This is a genomic window from Pseudomonas sp. B28(2017), assembly GCF_002113025.1.
In the GTDB taxonomy this organism is placed as follows: Bacteria; Pseudomonadota; Gammaproteobacteria; order Pseudomonadales; family Pseudomonadaceae; genus Aquipseudomonas.
This window is the reverse complement of the sequence record NZ_NEJH01000008.1, coordinates 142,159-156,938: the sequence shown is the minus strand read 5'-3', so window position 1 is coordinate 156,938 and position 14,780 is coordinate 142,159. Positions and strand designations below refer to the sequence as shown.

The following is a 14,780-nucleotide window of genomic DNA, read 5'->3' as shown; positions in this document are numbered from 1 at the left end:
ACGGCGCCGGTTCTCGGCATTGCCTGCCGCGATTTGAAAAGAAATCCATGATTATCGACCTCTACGGATTCGGCCCGGCGCTCGCCGCTGGCGCGCTGATGACTGTGAAACTGGCGCTCTCGGCCCTGTGCCTGGGACTGGTGCTCGGTCTGCTCGGCGCCTTGGCCAAGACTTCCCCGTACAAGCCGCTGCAATGGCTTGGCGGCACCTATTCGACCCTGGTTCGCGGCATCCCGGAATTGCTCTGGGTGCTGTTGATCTACTTCGGCACGGTCAACCTGATGCGTGCCCTGGGCGAGTTCTTCGGCAACCCCGACCTTGAACTCAATGCCTTCGCCGCCGGTGTGATTGCTCTGGGCCTGTGCTTTGGCGCCTACGCCACGGAAGTGTTTCGGGGGGCGATCCTCGCCATCCCCAAGGGTCACCGCGAAGCAGGCGTGGCGTTGGGCCTGTCGAAACTGCGCATCTTCACCCGGCTGATCATGCCGCAGATGTGGCGTATCGCCCTGCCCGGCCTGGGCAACCTGTTCATGATCCTGATGAAAGACACCGCGCTGGTATCGGTGATCGGCCTGGAAGAAATCATGCGTCACGCACAAATCGGCGTGACCGTCTCCAAACAGCCGTTCACCTTCTATATGGTGGCCGCGTTCATGTACCTGGGCCTGACGATTCTTGCCATGACCGGCATGCACTTCATGGAAAAACGCGCCGCTCGCGGCTTCGCGAGGAGCGCTCAATGAACTGGGAAGTCATCATCAAGTGGCTGCCGAAGCTGGCCCAGGGCGCAACGCTGACCCTGGAACTGGTGGCCATCGCCGTGATCGCCGGATTGCTGCTGGCCATTCCGCTGGGCATCGCCCGTTCGTCGCGCCTGTGGTGGGTGCGGGCATTTCCCTACGGCTACATCTTCTTTTTCCGGGGCACGCCGCTGCTGGTTCAACTGTTCCTGGTCTACTACGGCCTGGCGCAGTTCGACGTGATCCGTAACAGCTCGATGTGGCCGTATCTGCGCGATCCGTTCTGGTGCGCCACAGCAACCATGACCCTGCACACTGCGGCCTACATTGCGGAAATCCTGCGCGGCGCCATTCAGGCGATTCCACCGGGCGAGATCGAAGCGGCACGGGCGCTGGGCATGTCCAGACCCAAAGCGCTGTTCTACATCATGCTGCCGCGCGCCGCGCGCATCGGCCTGCCGGCCTACAGCAACGAAGTGATCCTGATGCTCAAGGCCAGTGCCCTGGCCAGCACCGTGACCTTGCTGGAACTGACCGGCATGGCCCGCACCATCATTGCCCGGACCTACCTGCCGGTGGAGATCTTCTTCGCCGCGGGCATGTTCTACCTGCTGATGGCCTATGTGCTGGTGCGTGGTTTCAAGTTGCTGGAACGCTGGTTGCGCGTCGATGCCTGCCAAGGGCGTTGAGGATTGCGTGTTGACGGGCGAGGCGCTACTCGCCCGTTTCACTGCGCTGAATGCTTTTCTCACAGAGCATCAGGCGTTGTGGAAACCTCGCCCGTTCACTTATCTGCAACTACCTTGGGAGGCGTCCTACCCGGAGCTGGCCGCATGGCTACGCGGACGAACGCTGGACGACGCCGAAAACGCTCACAACCAGCCGGCTCTACTGCACGCACCCGACCCCTTTACATCGCTGGCAACGAAGTCTGTTGCTTTGAGTGCAGTGGATGAATTGCCTGCACGCACGCTCGAAACGGCCGGCCATCGATTGAACGTCGATGTGCCGGGGCGCAAATGGCAACAGATCGAAGCGTTCGCCAGCCGGTTGCAGTTTTCCGAGGCAACGCAGCATTGGCTGGACTGGTGCTCGGGCAAGGGACACCTGGGGCGCCGCCTGCTGCAACCGGGGCAGCAACTGACATGCCTGGAATACGATTCGGCCCTGGTAACCGGCGGCCAGGCACTCAGCCAGCGCCATCACCTGCACGCGCTGCATATTGAACAGGATGTGCTCGCGGCAAACGCAGCTTCTTTACTGAGTGCGGTTCACACGCCCGTCGCGCTTCACGCCTGCGGTGATTTGCATGTGCGGCTGATTCAACTCGCCAGCGCGAAAGGCTGCAAACAACTCGCCATTGCCCCGTGCTGCTACAACCGGATCAGTCTTGCCGAATACTCGCCGATTTCCTCGGTCGCCCAAGGCTCCGGCTTACAGCTTTCCCTCGACGACCTTGCGTTGCCCATGAGCGAAACCGTTACCGCTGGTGCCCGCGTGCGACGTCAACGCGACACCTCCATGGCCCGGCGTCTGGGCTTCGACTTGCTGCAACGGCAACTGCGCGGCGTTGACGAGTATCTGCCAACCCCTTCCCTGCCCAGTGCCTGGCTGGACAAACCCTTCGCCGATTACTGCCATCACCTGGCCGCACTCAAAGAGTTATCCACAATCGGCCCGCAAGATTGGCCAGCCCTCGAAACAGCCGGTTGGCAGCGACTGGCCGAGGTGCGCAACCTTGAGCTACTACGCGGACTTTTCCGACGTCCGCTGGAGCTTTGGCTGGTCCTTGACCGGGCACTTTTCCTCGCCGAACAGGGCTACAGCGTCCGCCTCGGCACCTTCTGCAAAACCCCGATCACGCCGCGTAATTTTCTGCTCCTGGCCGAACGCACTTAAACACGCCCAGCCTGTGGATAACTCTGTTGATGGAATTGTCGTGGATCCAAGATTCATGCCAGTTTCAGGGCAAAAACAATACTGTTCATATTTTGTACACACGCATAAAAAATCGAAAAAACAGGCATTTGCAGACAAATGAGAACGGATCCACAAATTCGGCCTAAACCCCGTGCATTGCCAATTCCATTGTGCATAAGCACTCTACGAAAAGGACATAAACGCCTAATCCCGGACCGCGGACAGGGGAATTTGCACCGTTCCATTACTCTTGTTATACACACACGCAAGGGCGCCAGCAGCGCGGCCACGAACAAGAACATTCTTCCGACAGGATGCGCCAGTGACGTTCATTTCCTACGCACAGAATTTCGAAGACATACGCCTGTGGCGCGCCCTCAAAACCGTCGAGAACGGCTTCTACATCGACGTCGGGGCAAACGATCCCACCCATGACTCGGTCACCAAAGCGTTCTATGACCATGGCTGGACTGGCATCAACGTCGAACCGATGCCCAACTACTACCAAGCCCTGTGTCAACAACGCCCCAAAGACACCAACCTGCAATGCGTGGCCGGCGAAAGCGCCGACAGCCTGACCTTCTACGGCATCGCCGGCACCGGCCTCTCGACCGCCGACCCGGCCATGGCGCAAATGCACAAAGACGCCGGCATGGACGTGCGCAGCCAGACCGTCCAATCCCGCACCCTGACGTCCATCTGCGAAGAACACGCCCGGGGCCGCGACATTCACTTCCTGAAGATCGACGTCGAAGGCCACGAAGAGACCGTCCTGCGCGGCATGGACTTCAGCCAATGGCGGCCATGGATCATCCTCATCGAAACCCCGTGGGAGCGCGACCAGACCTGGGAAACCCTCGTCACCGGCGCCGGCTACCAGTCCATCCTGTTCGACGGCATCAACACCTACTACCTCGCCGAAGAACACCTGAACCTCAAACCCGCCTTCGACATCCCGCCGTGCAACCTGGACGAGTTCCAGTTCTGCAAAGGCCACAACTTCAGCCACCCCGTCGGCGACACCGAACACCAACTCGCCGCCGCCCTGCAACGCGCCGAACAGGCCGAAGCACAGCTACGCGCGATGCAAAACAGTCGAGCCTGGAAAGCCATTCAGAAACTCAAGAAAACCCTGCTGCGCGCCTGACCTGAAGCTCGCGCAAAAATAGTCAAAATTCAGGGGTTTACAGAAGCCAACCAATCGCTATAATCGTCGCCCTGACACGCCGGTATAGCTCAGATGGTAGAGCAACTGACTTGTAATCAGTAGGTCCCGGGTTCGATTCCTGGTGCCGGCACCATATAGAACAACGAAAAAGGCTCACCTTACGGTGAGCCTTTTTCGTTTCTGGCTCCAGCCTTCTTCAATTTTCCCCGTTCGTTCCCCGCTTCGTGTCCACACCATCCTAAGCTCTTGAGCTGCTTGAAAAATATTGTGGAGTTGTCCAGCGTAGGTCTTTATCGAGCCGCGATGGAAATTGCGGCCCTCCCTGGTTGGCAGCAACCGGCCCAGACTGTGTGAAAACGCATGCGCCGTTTTATAGTCTGCGTTGCTACGTAAGATCTGTCGGCGTTGGTTGATTGGCACACCAAAAATTTGCGTAGACGCGATTTTCGTCCCGATCCTGACAGTCAAACCTGCTCTTAGGCCCCATTGTGTGTCCGGGGCCTAGCGGCCAATTGCGAGCGGGGCGTCAAGATGGCCAAGGCAACCGCCACGATGAAGAGCGCCGGCACGTCACCTGCCAAGTGCCCCATTTGCTCCGGCTGGGTGACCGCCTGGACGGCCATGATTCCTCCATGTACGGCGCTAGACCACACGGTGAACCAGATTAGGCTCTGATTGGCTAATGGATCACGTGCGGCCAGGATCAAGAACACGCCAAGTGTGGCGTAGATGCCAACGATCATCATCGGGTAGTCCGAGTGACCGACGTGCCAGGCCCAGCCGGACGGCCAGAACAACATAAGTGGGTAGAGAGCAAGGCACGCGAGGCCAGCCAAAACCAGAACGACGCGCAAATACCTGAGGCGATCGACTACGGTCATGGCGGGCTCCTCTTTGGGCCTAACTCTAAATAGACCCCAAGTGGGGTGATGACGCCTTCACGGGCTTGGTGGATAACATTCCTTGTTCTGTCGTCTATCCCTGACCAGGCCGGGCATTGTGACCGTCGGGTGACCGCTGAAGGGGTTTATACACCATGGACGGAAAGCCCAATCTGCTCAATCAGTTCCAGCAGTAGACCAAGCATAGCTACTCATTTGCTATCGCTCCGTCCACCGGCTGCTTCTGGCCGTTTCTGCCTGTCGCGAAGGGCAGCAGTCGACCGGTTGAATCCACAACCCATAGGTGCCCTTGGCGGAGGGCTGCTAACGCTAAACCGGAAACGAAAAGGCCCGCTGTTTAGCGGGTTTTTCGTTTCCGGCGATGATGACCAGTTCATGGCATACATCTCCGGTCCTGAGTGGGGGGGTCACTTCAAATGAACTTTTAGCTCTTCGGAAGCCTGCAGCATTGCAGAGCGTACCGCCGGAACCTGGCTGACCACGTTCAGCAAGCCGTAGTCATGGATCATGCCGTTGTAGCGCACCGCAGTGACCGGCACGCCGGCTTGGTCCAGTTTGCGAGCGTAGGCTTCCCCTTCGTCACGCAGCACATCGGCACTCGCGGTCTGGACCAGCGCTGGCGGCAGGCCTTTCAACTGCTCAGTGGTAGCGCGCAGCGGCGAGGCGTAGATCTCGGCACGTTGCTTGGGGTCGGTGGTGTAGTTGTCCCAGAACCACTTCATCATGTTCTTGGTGAGGAAGTGCCCCTCGGCGTACTGGTTGTACGACGCTGTCTCGAAGTTGGCGTCGGTCACTGGCCACAGCAGCACCTGGTACTTAATGGCCGGGGTACCTTTATCCTTGGCCATCAGGCTGACCACGGCTGCCATGTTGCCGCCGACGCTGTTGCCCGCTACCGCCAGGCGCTTACCGTCGACATTGATTTCCTTGCCGTGCTCGGCCACCCATTTGGTTGCCCCGTAGGCCTGGTTGATCGCCGTCGGGTAGTGCGCTTCAGGGGACGGGGTGTAATTGACGAACACCGCCACCGCCCCGGACCCGACGACCAGATCGCGCACCAGCCGCTCATGGGTCGGGAAGTCACCGAGCACCCAACCACCGCCGTGGAAGTACATGAACACAGGCAAGGTCCCCTTCACACCCGCCGGACGCACGATGGTCAAGCTGATGTCCTGGCCGTCGACGGTGATGGTCTTCTCGCTGACATCCGCCTTGGGCAGTGTCAGTTTTACCCCGGCCTGAGCGCCGGTCAGTACCGCGCGGGCGTCCTTCGGCGAAAGCTGCTCGATGGGTTTACCACTGCCTGAGTTCAATGCATCGAGGAATGCCTGGGTGTTGTGTTCGACGCCAGAGTCAGCGAATGCGTTACCGATCGACAAAGCAAGGAGCGAGCCAACGAGTGTTTTGGTCAAAACGTTCATTTCATATCTCCTGTTTCTGGTGAGGCGGGAAGTTAGACGGTGACGTGCAGACGGACATCGACGTTGCCACGGGTTGCGTTGGAGTACGGGCACACTTGGTGGGCCGCCTCCACCAACGCTTGTGCATCGGCTTGCTCCAGGCCTGGCAGGTTGATGTTCAGGTCGATATCCAGGCCAAAGCCGCCTGGGATCTGGCCAATGCCGACCCGCGCAGTGATCGAGGCGTCGGCTGGAATGCTGCGTTTGCTCTGGCTGGCGACGAACTTCAGTGCACCGATGAAGCAGGCCGAGTAACCAGCGGCGAACAGTTGCTCAGGGTTGGTGGCATCACCACCGGCACCACCCAATTCCTTCGGAGTGGCCAGTTTCACGTCGAGGTTGTTGTCGCTGGAGATGGCTCGGCCATCACGACCACCGGTTGCGGTTGCGACTGCGGTGTAGAGAACTTTCATGGCTTTCCTCACTTTTGAATGTCTTCGGAGCACTCTGCTAGCGCTTTAAATGTTTGCGCGCTAACAATGCACAATAAGTTTTCGCTCAATAATTTGGCGCGCAAGTTTTTTAAAAAATCGTCTGTAGCTGTAACAAATTGATTTTCAAGGGGGTTACACCTCAGTCCGCTTGGGCTCGCCCGCGCGTTGATGATGCCTTACCGTCTCAAGCAACGACCGGAATCGGGCAGATTGCTTGTTGCTGCCAAGCCTTCGGTGTCATGCCTTCAGCCTTCACGAATGTACGGCAGAAGTGAGATTGATCGCTGAAGCCGCATTCCAGCGCGATCTCTGTGAGCAACATCGTGGAAGCCTTCAATAACTCTCTGCTTTTCATGACCCGCTGTTCACGCAGCCATCGCTGCGGGGACATCCGGGTGCTTTCCTTGAACCTGCGTGAGAAGTGACTACGCGACAATGCGCAAGCTTCGGCTAGTTCAGTCACTGAGATGCCGGTATCCAGCCTGTCCAGCATCAGTTGTTTGGCAGTTCTTATCTGCCAGGATTTGAGCTGCCCTGTCGAAGCCAGTGTGAGAGTCGCCAGCACGGTAGATTTGTCCTTGTTCATACACATCCATTAATCCAGGTAACAGGATGCGAGCGCCTGACTCGAACAGCGCTGGGCATTGGAAATCCCCAGAGGTTCCAGGCCAGGCTCGTTGACTCGGTTCAGTCGACCGCGCACCCTTCGCAAGTCTGTGAACAGCCCCCAGGGCAGGGGCTGGCGATGGTTCAGACAGATGCAGCGACAGGCGCCAGGGTGGGGCCATGCTGAACGCGTTCAGGCGCCTTGTGCACCATGGTGTAGGCGTAGTCGACGCCCATGCCATATGCACCAGAATGTTCCTTTACCAGTTCCATTACGGCGTCGTAGGTGTCGCGGTTCTTCCAGTCCCGTTGCCATTCCAGCAGCACCTGCTGCCAGGTCACCGGTACCACGCCGGCCTGGATCATGCGCTGCATGGCGTAATCGTGGGCTTCTTTGGTGGTGCCGCCGGAGGCGTCTGCAACCATATAGATTTCATAGCCGGCATCGTTCATTGCCGACAGGGCGAAGGTGGCATTGCATACCTCGGTCCACAAGCCGGAGACGATGATCTTGTTGCGACCATTTCTCTTGAGTGCGTCGCGTACCTTCTGATCATCCCAGGAGTTCATGGAGGTGCGCTCCAGCAGCGGGGCGTCCGGGAACACAGCGAGTAGCTCGGGGTAGGTGTGACCTGAGAAGCTTTCTGTCTCAACCGTGGTGAAGGTGGTGGGGACATTAAAAATCTTCGCTGCCTTGGCCAAGGCAACGGTATTGTTTTTCAGCGTTTGCCGGTCAATGCTCTGAACGCCGAAGGCCATCTGTGGCTGCTGATCGATGAAGATCAGCTGGCTATTAAGCGGAGTCAGGACTTCAGTTTTAGGATTGTTCATTTTTGTTTCCTTTCGGCTTGATGATGTTCAATCGCACCAGTCTCGGGTCCCGCACCTTGCAGGCATTACCGTAGCCACGAGTGCCCCCCTCAGCGTCGTTGCTTGAGGACGAGCAAAAGATAACGAAACATCGCGCCTGTCGGTGGCGCATTTTTGCGCTCCTGCCGGCTCATTTTTGAGCCATTGAATACGCGATCGCGCTGCTAGCATTCGCCCACCCATTCGGATCAAGCCGGTCCGTCATGTGCAGGAGAATGCAATGGCAGCTTCACAACCGTTCAACAAGCAGACCGCCTACTGGGGCGTTTCCTGGGAGGAGGCCTACGGCTATCCGCAGGCACGACGGGTAGGAAACGAGATCTATGTATCAGGTCAATTCAACCATGATGAGGCAGGTAATCTGATAGCCCCGGCGCCGCTGAACGCCGACGGTAAGCCCAGTGATTTCTCTTCGATGGGAGAGCAGATGCGGGTCTCTTACGACAACATTTCGAAGCTGCTCGCGCTGTATGGCGCAACGCTGCAGGATGTTGTCGAGGAAACGCTTTATGTGCTGGACATGGACGCTGCGTTCGCAGTGGTTGGCAAAGTGCGCAAGGCGGCCTATGGCACTGAGCGGCCTCAGTGCGCGAGCAATATCATTGGGGTGTCGAGACTTGCCCAGCGTCCGCAGTTGATTGAGATCGTGTGCAAGGCCGTGATTGGCGCCCGAGACATCTGAGCTGCACTCCCGGTTTCGATCTAGGTGACCGGGAGTATCAATTGCCCCTCGACCAAGGGCTTTTGACTGGCCACGGCGGCGGCGCAGAAGGTCATGAATGCTTTGACTCGCCACGATTTTCGAATGTCCTGGTGAGTCAGCAGCCACAACTCATCCTGAAGCTCTGGCACCACCGGACCGGCGCGTACCAACCCTGGGGTTATGTCGCCCAACATGCAGGGAAGGAATCCAAATCCCAGACCCGCCGCGATTGCAGCGCTTGCTGCTGCAACAGAATCGGTGCGGTACGCTATGCGCTCAGCAGCGACTCTGCTTTCGACATAGCTTGTCGCCTTCAAACCGCAGAGCGCTGAGGAGTATGACACCCATGCCTGGCCCTCTTCGAAAAGGGGCAAGGCAGTCATCTGCTTGGCGCAGCAGTAAGGTGCCCAGGCAATGTTCGCCAGTTTACGGCCCACCAGGCTTTCTGCAGGTTTTCTCGTCGCTCGAATCGCGATATCCGATTCATCCCGGGCGAGGCTAAGGGTTTCATTGCCCACCAGCACCTCGATGGTGATCCCCTCGTTCAGGGCCTTGAAGTCCGCGATGATGGGGGTTAAGAAGTACAGCAGCAGCGAGTCGCTGGTGGTAATTCGAAGTTTCCCGAGGGGGCCTTGGCCTGAACGTGAAACACGCCGCGTGACGCTGACGATATCCAGCTCCACTCGCTCGGCGAGTGCTCGCAACTCAGCACCCTCGGCGGTGAGCAGATACCCTGATTTGCGATGATCGAACAGCGCGATGCCGAGCGTTCGCTCAACTTGAGCAACTCGGCGCGAAACGGTGGATACATTGATGCCAAGCTTCTTGGCCGTAGCCGAACGATTGCCGCAATCACTGAGCGTCTTGATGATGCGCAAGTCGTCCCACGAGAGCTGATTGACAGCCTCGCCTACGTCCCACTTCGTCCCGTCAGGGGCAGCCGGAGCTTTTCCATTTGGCGATTTCACACAGTTCGTTCCAGATGCGAAGGCGCTGATGATACGAGAAGAGGTTGGGTGAAGCAGCCACATTGTTCCGGCGATTGGTTGAAAACTGTTATGCCGACTGGCTGCTATGGCTGACGTGGAGATTGCCGGTACTCAAATCGATTCGTTACCAGCAAGAGCTGACAGGTCTGAATCCTTTTCGGGGTTGATCCGACGGCGCACACGAAGCAACAGAGTAGGCGTACACCCTCAACATCTCGGGGCCACGCGTATCTATCCAAGCAGAGCTGCAAAGCCGCCCTGCTTGGATAGACCTCACTTAAAAAATCCAAAGCCCACCCAACTGTCTGTGGAAAACCACAGATTTCCTCCAGTGGCTCGCGATTCGACTCTTAGAGCCACAAAACAAAGCCCTCGTAGCAATACGAGGGCTTTGTCGTTTCCGGAGGTTTGGAAAAGCGCTTTTAGTGCCCCGCGCTCTGACCACCGTCCACGTGCAGGATTTCGCCAGTGACGAACTTGGCGCCGTCCAGGTACACGACCGCTTGCGCAATATCATCGATCTCGCCCATGTGCCCGACCGGGTGCAGGTTGCCCAGTGCGGCATGGGTTTCTTCGCCGTGCATCGGGGTCTTGATGATGCCCGGGCTGACCGCGTTCACCCGGATCCCGCGCTTGGCGTATTCGATGGCCAGGGATTTGGTTGCCGCGTTGAGGCCGCCCTTGGTCAGCGATGCCAATACCGATGGCACGCCGTCGATGGCATGGTCCACCAGGCTGGTGGTGATGTTGACGACGTGGCCGCTGCCCTGTTTTTCCATTTCGACGATGGCGAGCTGGGTGATGTAGAAGAAGCCATTGACGTTCACCGACAGCACATTGGCGTAGTCTTCCGCGGTGTACGCGGTGAACGGCTTGGCGATGAAGATCCCGGCGTTGTTGACCAGGGTATCGATGCGACCGAAACGGGACATCGCTTCACGGATGACGCGCCGGGCAGTTTCCGGTTCGCCGATATCGCCGGCCACGGTGAGAATATCCGGATCGGTGGACGGCTTGATCGAGCGCGAAGTGGCGACGATGCGGTAGCCGAGTTCACGAAAGGCTTTGACCATACCGTCGCCAAGACCCTGGGATGCGCCGGTGATTACGATGACTTTTTTCGAAATGCTCATGATGAAGACCTCTGACAATTAAAAGTGGGGTAAAAATCTGTAATCAGGCTTCGGCCGGTGCCTTGGCCATCTGTCGCAACATCTGTTCGTAGTACTCGACCGATTGCGAACCGGACACCAGGTGGCGACCGTTCAGCACCATGGCCGGGACCGAATTGATGCCGCGCTGCCGGTAGTACGCTTCAAGTTCTCGCACCTCTTCTGCGAAAGCGCCGGACGCCAGCACCTCTTGTGCCCTTGCCCCATCCAGCCCTGCTTCAGTCGCCAGACGCACCAGCGTCGACTGATCACTCGGGTTCTGGCCTTCGCTGAAGTAAGCCTGTAGCAGCACCTTCTTCAGCTCGACCTGCCGCCCTTCCTGCAACGCCCACATCAACAATCGGTGTGCATCGAAGGTGTTGTAGAAGTGCGTGCGCTTCTCCAGATCGAACTTGAAGCCGATGGCCTCGCCGCGAGCGATCTGCATGGCCTTGCCGGCGGCGACGTCGGCGGCTGTTCTCCCGTACTTGCGCATCAAGTGCTCGACCGCTTGCTCACCTTCGGCCGGCATATCCGGGTTCAACTCGAACGGCTTGTAGGTCAGCTCGACCGAGATTTCCCCGGCCACGTTCTCGATCGCTTGCTCCAGCGCCGTCGCCCCCAGTGCGCACCAGGGGCACACCACATCGGAGATGAAATCGATGGTGACGGGCGACGTCATGACTGCCCCTCCGCCTCGGCCAGTTGCTTGCGGTACTGGGTGGTGGTGATTCCGGCGTAACCCCAGTTATCGGTGTCGACTTCCTCGATCACGATGTGGGTCAGGTCAGGGCGTTTGTTGAGGACGCGTTCCAGTGTTTCAGTGATCTCGGCAATCACCTGAGCTTTCTGCTCAGTGGTAACGCCATCGCGGGTGATACGTACAGATACGAAAGGCATGAGGGAAACTCCAGTGACCTTCCCGTCGGGATGATGGGAGAGGCGTTGGAGCTCAATTTATGGAGTTTGCTGGAAGGGATAAAGGTGGGGGCGGGAACTACATTCGTTACGTGGTGTAATGATTGCGCAATGAAAAAAGCCCCGAACCAGTCGGGGCTTTTTCTTTCTCAGCCTTTGATCAGGCCTCGATACCGCAACCGATCATCAGAAGATGTTGATCGGGTAGTCCACAAACACACGCACTTCGTTGCCGCTGACGTTGTACTCGCTCGACTTCTGCGATACGCGCAGGACCGAGCTGCGCAGTTTCACGCTGAGGTCTTTGGCCGGGCCACTTTGTACGACGTATTTGATCTGGTTGAAGATTTCGCGCTCGGTGCCGCCTTCGCTGGTGGAGGTGGTGATGTTGTCACCGCGCACGTAGGCCACGTTGTAGCTCAGGCCCGGTACACCGAAGGTGCTGAAGTCCAGGCCGTAGCCGACTTGCCAGCTGCGTTCGTCTTCTGCATTGAAGTCGGACCAGTAGGAGTTCGCCAGGTAGATGGTGTTGCCACCGTCGCCGATGCGGCCTTGATCTTTCTGGTAGCCGCCATAGGCGTAACCCAGGTTGCTGTCGCCGGTGCTGCGCTGATGCGCGAGGGTGAACGAGTGCGGGCCGGTGATGAAGGTGGCGGCCAGGCTCCAGATCTTGTTGTCGTCGCCGGTGATACCGTTGTCCCGAACGTAGGAATCTTCCAGCTTGGTGCGGTAGCCGTTGAAGTCCAGGGTCAGGGACTGATCCTTGTCGATCGGGAATACGTAGTTGGCGTTCACGTATTGTTTCTTCAGCACGTCTTCGACGTCGGAAGCGTACAGCGCGGCCTTGAATTGCTCGGTGAACTGGTAGCTACCGCCCAATACGTTGATCGACTTCAAGCCACCGCTGTCACGACCTTCAGCACTTTTGCGCGATTCGGCGGTGAAGCGCCCGGCGTCCAGTTGCAGGCCTTTGATTTCCCTGGAGGTGATCAAGGTACCGGTGTAGCTTTCCGGCAGCAGGCGCGAGTTGTCGTAGTTCAGCACCGGCAGGGCCGGCATCTGGTCGCCGTAGGTCAGGGTGGTGCTGGACAGGCGGAACTTGATCGCCGCGCCGCCCTTGGACAGGTCGTCAGCCGGCTGGCCGCTGTCGCCCTTTTTGAAAAAATCGATGCCTTGCGCGCCGCTACGGTCTTCGCTGCGTTCCAGGTTCAGTGCGTACAGCCCGAAAGCGTCCACCCCCACACCCACGGTGCCTTGGGTGAAGCCGGACGAGAACGTGCCGATGGCCGCTTGGCCCCACTCGGATTTATCCGGGTTGCCGTCTTTGAAGTCACGGTTGATGTAGGCGTTGCGCAGCAACACTTTGAGGCTGCTGTCTTCAACAAAACCCTTGGATTCGGCCTGGTCGTTCGCCATGGCCTGTGTAGCGCTCAACATCCCCAGAGCGATCAGACTGATTCGCTTGTTCAACATTTTGTTTTTTTCCTTGATTCGGTTGATACGCGCTGTGTCGAACGGTCGAAACGGCGCTATCGCGCTCTTGTTTCAATGCGAAAACAAAAAGGCCCGCCCACGATTTCTCGCGGCGGGCCTTTTATTGTTTTTGAGTCGTGGCGGTCGGCCACAGGCGTTGGGCCGAATCGTAGCCGCGCCCTCAATGATGTGTCAATTTCGTGAATCTTCTACAAATAGGCATAAAACGTCTAAGAAATTGCTTTACGTGGCAGGAATATTCAATCGGTGCAACCTTCAAGGCCACAGGCTGCTACGGAACTGGATGCCCTCTGATCGGGCAGCGACTGACTCAGCCACTGCGCAAATGCCTGGGGTTTGCCCAGCCATGGCCCGATATCGATCAGGGTGAATTGGTCATTGTCCTCAAGCACCAGGGTCGGAAAACCCTGCCCGCCCACCTTGGCCAGGAAAGCCCGGCTGTTCCGGATATGGCCTTCGGTGTCGGCCTCCCTGAAGGCTATTTCGAAGGCTTGACGGTCCAGCCCCATGCCGTGGGCCAGCTCAAACAGTACCGATTCGTCGGCGATGCGGCGCCCCTCCACGTAGTGAGCACTTTGCAAGCGCCCCAACAACTCCAGCCCACGACCTCCCATCTGCTCGGCAGCCAGCACCGCAGCGATAGGTGGAGCCGAGTCGAACACTGCAGTGTGATCACGCAGCAAACCTTCGAAATAAGCCTCACCGAACGGCTGCCCGCTGTATTCGGCAATGCGCCGGTCATGGGGCATGACGTAACTGCGCAGTTGTGGCGAAACTTTTTGCCGATTGGCACCCGTCATCATGCCGCCCCCGTGGGCAATCACGGGCAGCACAGCCTGGGCAGCCTGCACCAGCGGTTTGGCGCCATAGCACCAACCGCACAATGGGTCGTAGATGTAATGCAGGATCATGGAAAAGCTCCGACAGAAATTCAGGAAAATTCGATGTCGGCAGATTAGTGCCACAGAGGCCCCGGAAAAACGCCGGATTGACTTTCAGTCTGTTGCTTGAATCGGTCGAATGGCAGGGTTAAGACAATTGCTCCCACAATGTTCAGTGGTGACTGAAAAAATCCGTAAGCAAAAAAAAACGCTGCCATCCCGGCAGCGCTTTTTTTGATCAATCCGTTGTTGTTCTTCTTATCCTTCCATTACATCCCACAACGCATCCAGTTCCGCTTCGCTGAATAAACCAGCGGGGTAACGCTCGATCATCGTCCGGCGCGGATCAGTTTCGCTGATCTGACGCGTTCCATTGGACTTGAACCAGTGCGCCAGAATCTGGAGCGATTCGCTGTTTACTGCCAGGGGATGCAACGCCTTGTCACTCACTACATTCACTTCGGCGTTCATTTCCGCGCTCTCTCCCGGTTTGTGAGCGGCTAACTTATCCAAGGTTTATGACAGAACATCGAAGTCCTCCCCC

General features: G+C 57.9%; 17 protein-coding genes and 1 tRNA gene. 6 read left to right on the top strand and 12 right to left on the bottom strand.

The window, feature by feature from the left end; translation table 11 throughout:
- The first annotated feature begins 47 nt into the window (after positions 1-47).
- The 5 genes from CAF65_RS20185 to CAF65_RS20165 all read left to right on the top strand — a co-directional run bounded on the left by CAF65_RS20185 (position 48) and on the right by CAF65_RS20165 (position 3,961).
- On the top strand, positions 48-743 hold the full coding sequence (locus tag CAF65_RS20185; RefSeq protein ID WP_085717865.1) for an ABC transporter permease: 696 nt from the start codon (positions 48-50) through the stop codon (positions 741-743).
- The gene (locus tag CAF65_RS20180; protein WP_085717864.1) at positions 740-1,429 is read left to right on the top strand and encodes an ABC transporter permease; all 690 of its coding nucleotides are present in this window, start codon (positions 740-742) and stop codon (positions 1,427-1,429) included. Before CAF65_RS20185 ends, CAF65_RS20180 begins: the two co-directional genes overlap by 4 nt.
- Positions 1,410-2,639, top strand: a complete 1,230-nt coding sequence (locus CAF65_RS20175; RefSeq protein ID WP_085717863.1) for a methyltransferase — start codon at positions 1,410-1,412, stop codon at positions 2,637-2,639. Before CAF65_RS20180 ends, CAF65_RS20175 begins: the two co-directional genes overlap by 20 nt.
- Before the next feature lie 343 nt (positions 2,640-2,982).
- Positions 2,983-3,807: an FkbM family methyltransferase gene (locus CAF65_RS20170; protein ID WP_085717862.1), complete on the top strand. Its 825-nt coding sequence runs from the start codon at positions 2,983-2,985 to the stop codon at positions 3,805-3,807.
- Between the two features lie 78 nt (positions 3,808-3,885).
- Positions 3,886-3,961 (top strand) — tRNA-Thr (locus CAF65_RS20165).
- 343 nt (positions 3,962-4,304) lie between these two features.
- On the opposite strand, the gene CAF65_RS20160 is transcribed toward CAF65_RS20165, so the two are convergent.
- The 5 genes from CAF65_RS20160 to CAF65_RS20140 form a co-directional block, all read right to left on the bottom strand.
- Positions 4,305-4,709: a DUF6632 domain-containing protein gene (locus tag CAF65_RS20160; RefSeq protein ID WP_085717861.1), complete on the bottom strand. Its 405-nt coding sequence runs from the start codon at positions 4,707-4,709 to the stop codon at positions 4,305-4,307.
- Positions 4,710-5,137: 428 nt separating this feature from the next.
- Positions 5,138-6,151, bottom strand: a complete 1,014-nt coding sequence (locus CAF65_RS20155; RefSeq protein WP_085717860.1) for an alpha/beta hydrolase — start codon at positions 6,149-6,151, stop codon at positions 5,138-5,140.
- A 32-nt stretch (positions 6,152-6,183) separates the two neighbouring features.
- Positions 6,184-6,603, bottom strand: a complete 420-nt coding sequence (locus tag CAF65_RS20150) for an organic hydroperoxide resistance protein (RefSeq protein WP_085717859.1) — start codon at positions 6,601-6,603, stop codon at positions 6,184-6,186.
- Between the two features lie 205 nt (positions 6,604-6,808).
- Positions 6,809-7,210 carry a helix-turn-helix domain-containing protein gene (locus tag CAF65_RS20145; RefSeq protein ID WP_085717917.1) on the bottom strand — a complete coding sequence of 134 codons (402 nt, stop codon included), beginning with the start codon at positions 7,208-7,210 and terminating at the stop codon, positions 6,809-6,811.
- Positions 7,211-7,374: 164 nt separating this feature from the next.
- Complete coding sequence (locus tag CAF65_RS20140) at positions 7,375-8,061, bottom strand: hydrolase (RefSeq protein ID WP_085717858.1); 687 nt, start codon at positions 8,059-8,061, stop codon at positions 7,375-7,377.
- 259 nt (positions 8,062-8,320) lie between these two features.
- Between CAF65_RS20140 and CAF65_RS20135 the strand changes: the two genes are divergently transcribed.
- Positions 8,321-8,782, top strand: coding sequence for a RidA family protein (locus tag CAF65_RS20135; RefSeq protein WP_085717857.1), 462 nt, complete (start codon positions 8,321-8,323; stop codon positions 8,780-8,782).
- A gap of 20 nt (positions 8,783-8,802) precedes the next feature.
- On the opposite strand, the gene CAF65_RS20130 is transcribed toward CAF65_RS20135, so the two are convergent.
- The 7 genes from CAF65_RS20130 to CAF65_RS20100 form a co-directional block, all read right to left on the bottom strand.
- Positions 8,803-9,771: a LysR family transcriptional regulator gene (locus CAF65_RS20130; RefSeq protein ID WP_178076723.1), complete on the bottom strand. Its 969-nt coding sequence runs from the start codon at positions 9,769-9,771 to the stop codon at positions 8,803-8,805.
- A gap of 443 nt (positions 9,772-10,214) precedes the next feature.
- Positions 10,215-10,925, bottom strand: a complete 711-nt coding sequence (locus CAF65_RS20125) for an SDR family NAD(P)-dependent oxidoreductase (RefSeq protein ID WP_085717856.1) — start codon at positions 10,923-10,925, stop codon at positions 10,215-10,217.
- Between the two features lie 43 nt (positions 10,926-10,968).
- Complete coding sequence (locus CAF65_RS20120) at positions 10,969-11,625, bottom strand: DsbA family oxidoreductase (RefSeq protein ID WP_085717855.1); 657 nt, start codon at positions 11,623-11,625, stop codon at positions 10,969-10,971.
- Positions 11,622-11,843 (bottom strand): 4-oxalocrotonate tautomerase family protein, encoded by a 222-nt coding sequence (locus CAF65_RS20115; RefSeq protein ID WP_008003165.1) that lies wholly within the window; start codon positions 11,841-11,843, stop codon positions 11,622-11,624. Before CAF65_RS20115 ends, CAF65_RS20120 begins: the two co-directional genes overlap by 4 nt.
- 204 nt (positions 11,844-12,047) lie before the next feature.
- Complete coding sequence (locus CAF65_RS20110; RefSeq protein ID WP_085717854.1) at positions 12,048-13,334, bottom strand: OprD family porin; 1,287 nt, start codon at positions 13,332-13,334, stop codon at positions 12,048-12,050.
- A gap of 260 nt (positions 13,335-13,594) precedes the next feature.
- On the bottom strand, positions 13,595-14,266 hold the full coding sequence (locus CAF65_RS20105) for a DsbA family protein (protein WP_085717853.1): 672 nt from the start codon (positions 14,264-14,266) through the stop codon (positions 13,595-13,597).
- Positions 14,267-14,494: 228 nt separating this feature from the next.
- The gene (locus CAF65_RS20100; protein ID WP_085717852.1) at positions 14,495-14,707 is read right to left on the bottom strand and encodes a hypothetical protein; all 213 of its coding nucleotides are present in this window, start codon (positions 14,705-14,707) and stop codon (positions 14,495-14,497) included.
- Between the last annotated feature and the right edge of the window lie 73 nt (positions 14,708-14,780).

Bases quoted from the DNA above. Each gene is read 5' to 3' on its own strand.
- CAF65_RS20120 (WP_085717855.1), bottom strand. From the start codon at position 11,625: ATGACGTCGCCCGTCACCATCGATTTCATCTCCGATGTGGTGTGCCCC.
- CAF65_RS20160 (WP_085717861.1), bottom strand. From the start codon at position 4,709: ATGACCGTAGTCGATCGCCTCAGGTATTTGCGCGTCGTTCTGGTTTTG.
- CAF65_RS20125 (WP_085717856.1), bottom strand. From the start codon at position 10,925: ATGAGCATTTCGAAAAAAGTCATCGTAATCACCGGCGCATCCCAGGGT.
- CAF65_RS20150 (WP_085717859.1), bottom strand. From the start codon at position 6,603: ATGAAAGTTCTCTACACCGCAGTCGCAACCGCAACCGGTGGTCGTGAT.
- CAF65_RS20185 (WP_085717865.1), top strand. From the start codon at position 48: ATGATTATCGACCTCTACGGATTCGGCCCGGCGCTCGCCGCTGGCGCG.
- CAF65_RS20180 (WP_085717864.1), top strand. From the start codon at position 740: ATGAACTGGGAAGTCATCATCAAGTGGCTGCCGAAGCTGGCCCAGGGC.
- CAF65_RS20145 (WP_085717917.1), bottom strand. From the start codon at position 7,210: ATGAACAAGGACAAATCTACCGTGCTGGCGACTCTCACACTGGCTTCG.
- CAF65_RS20110 (WP_085717854.1), bottom strand. From the start codon at position 13,334: ATGTTGAACAAGCGAATCAGTCTGATCGCTCTGGGGATGTTGAGCGCT.
- CAF65_RS20115 (WP_008003165.1), bottom strand. From the start codon at position 11,843: ATGCCTTTCGTATCTGTACGTATCACCCGCGATGGCGTTACCACTGAG.
- CAF65_RS20135 (WP_085717857.1), top strand. From the start codon at position 8,321: ATGGCAGCTTCACAACCGTTCAACAAGCAGACCGCCTACTGGGGCGTT.
- CAF65_RS20105 (WP_085717853.1), bottom strand. From the start codon at position 14,266: ATGATCCTGCATTACATCTACGACCCATTGTGCGGTTGGTGCTATGGC.
- CAF65_RS20140 (WP_085717858.1), bottom strand. From the start codon at position 8,061: ATGAACAATCCTAAAACTGAAGTCCTGACTCCGCTTAATAGCCAGCTG.
- CAF65_RS20100 (WP_085717852.1), bottom strand. From the start codon at position 14,707: ATGAACGCCGAAGTGAATGTAGTGAGTGACAAGGCGTTGCATCCCCTG.
- CAF65_RS20155 (WP_085717860.1), bottom strand. From the start codon at position 6,151: ATGAACGTTTTGACCAAAACACTCGTTGGCTCGCTCCTTGCTTTGTCG.
- CAF65_RS20175 (WP_085717863.1), top strand. From the start codon at position 1,410: ATGCCTGCCAAGGGCGTTGAGGATTGCGTGTTGACGGGCGAGGCGCTA.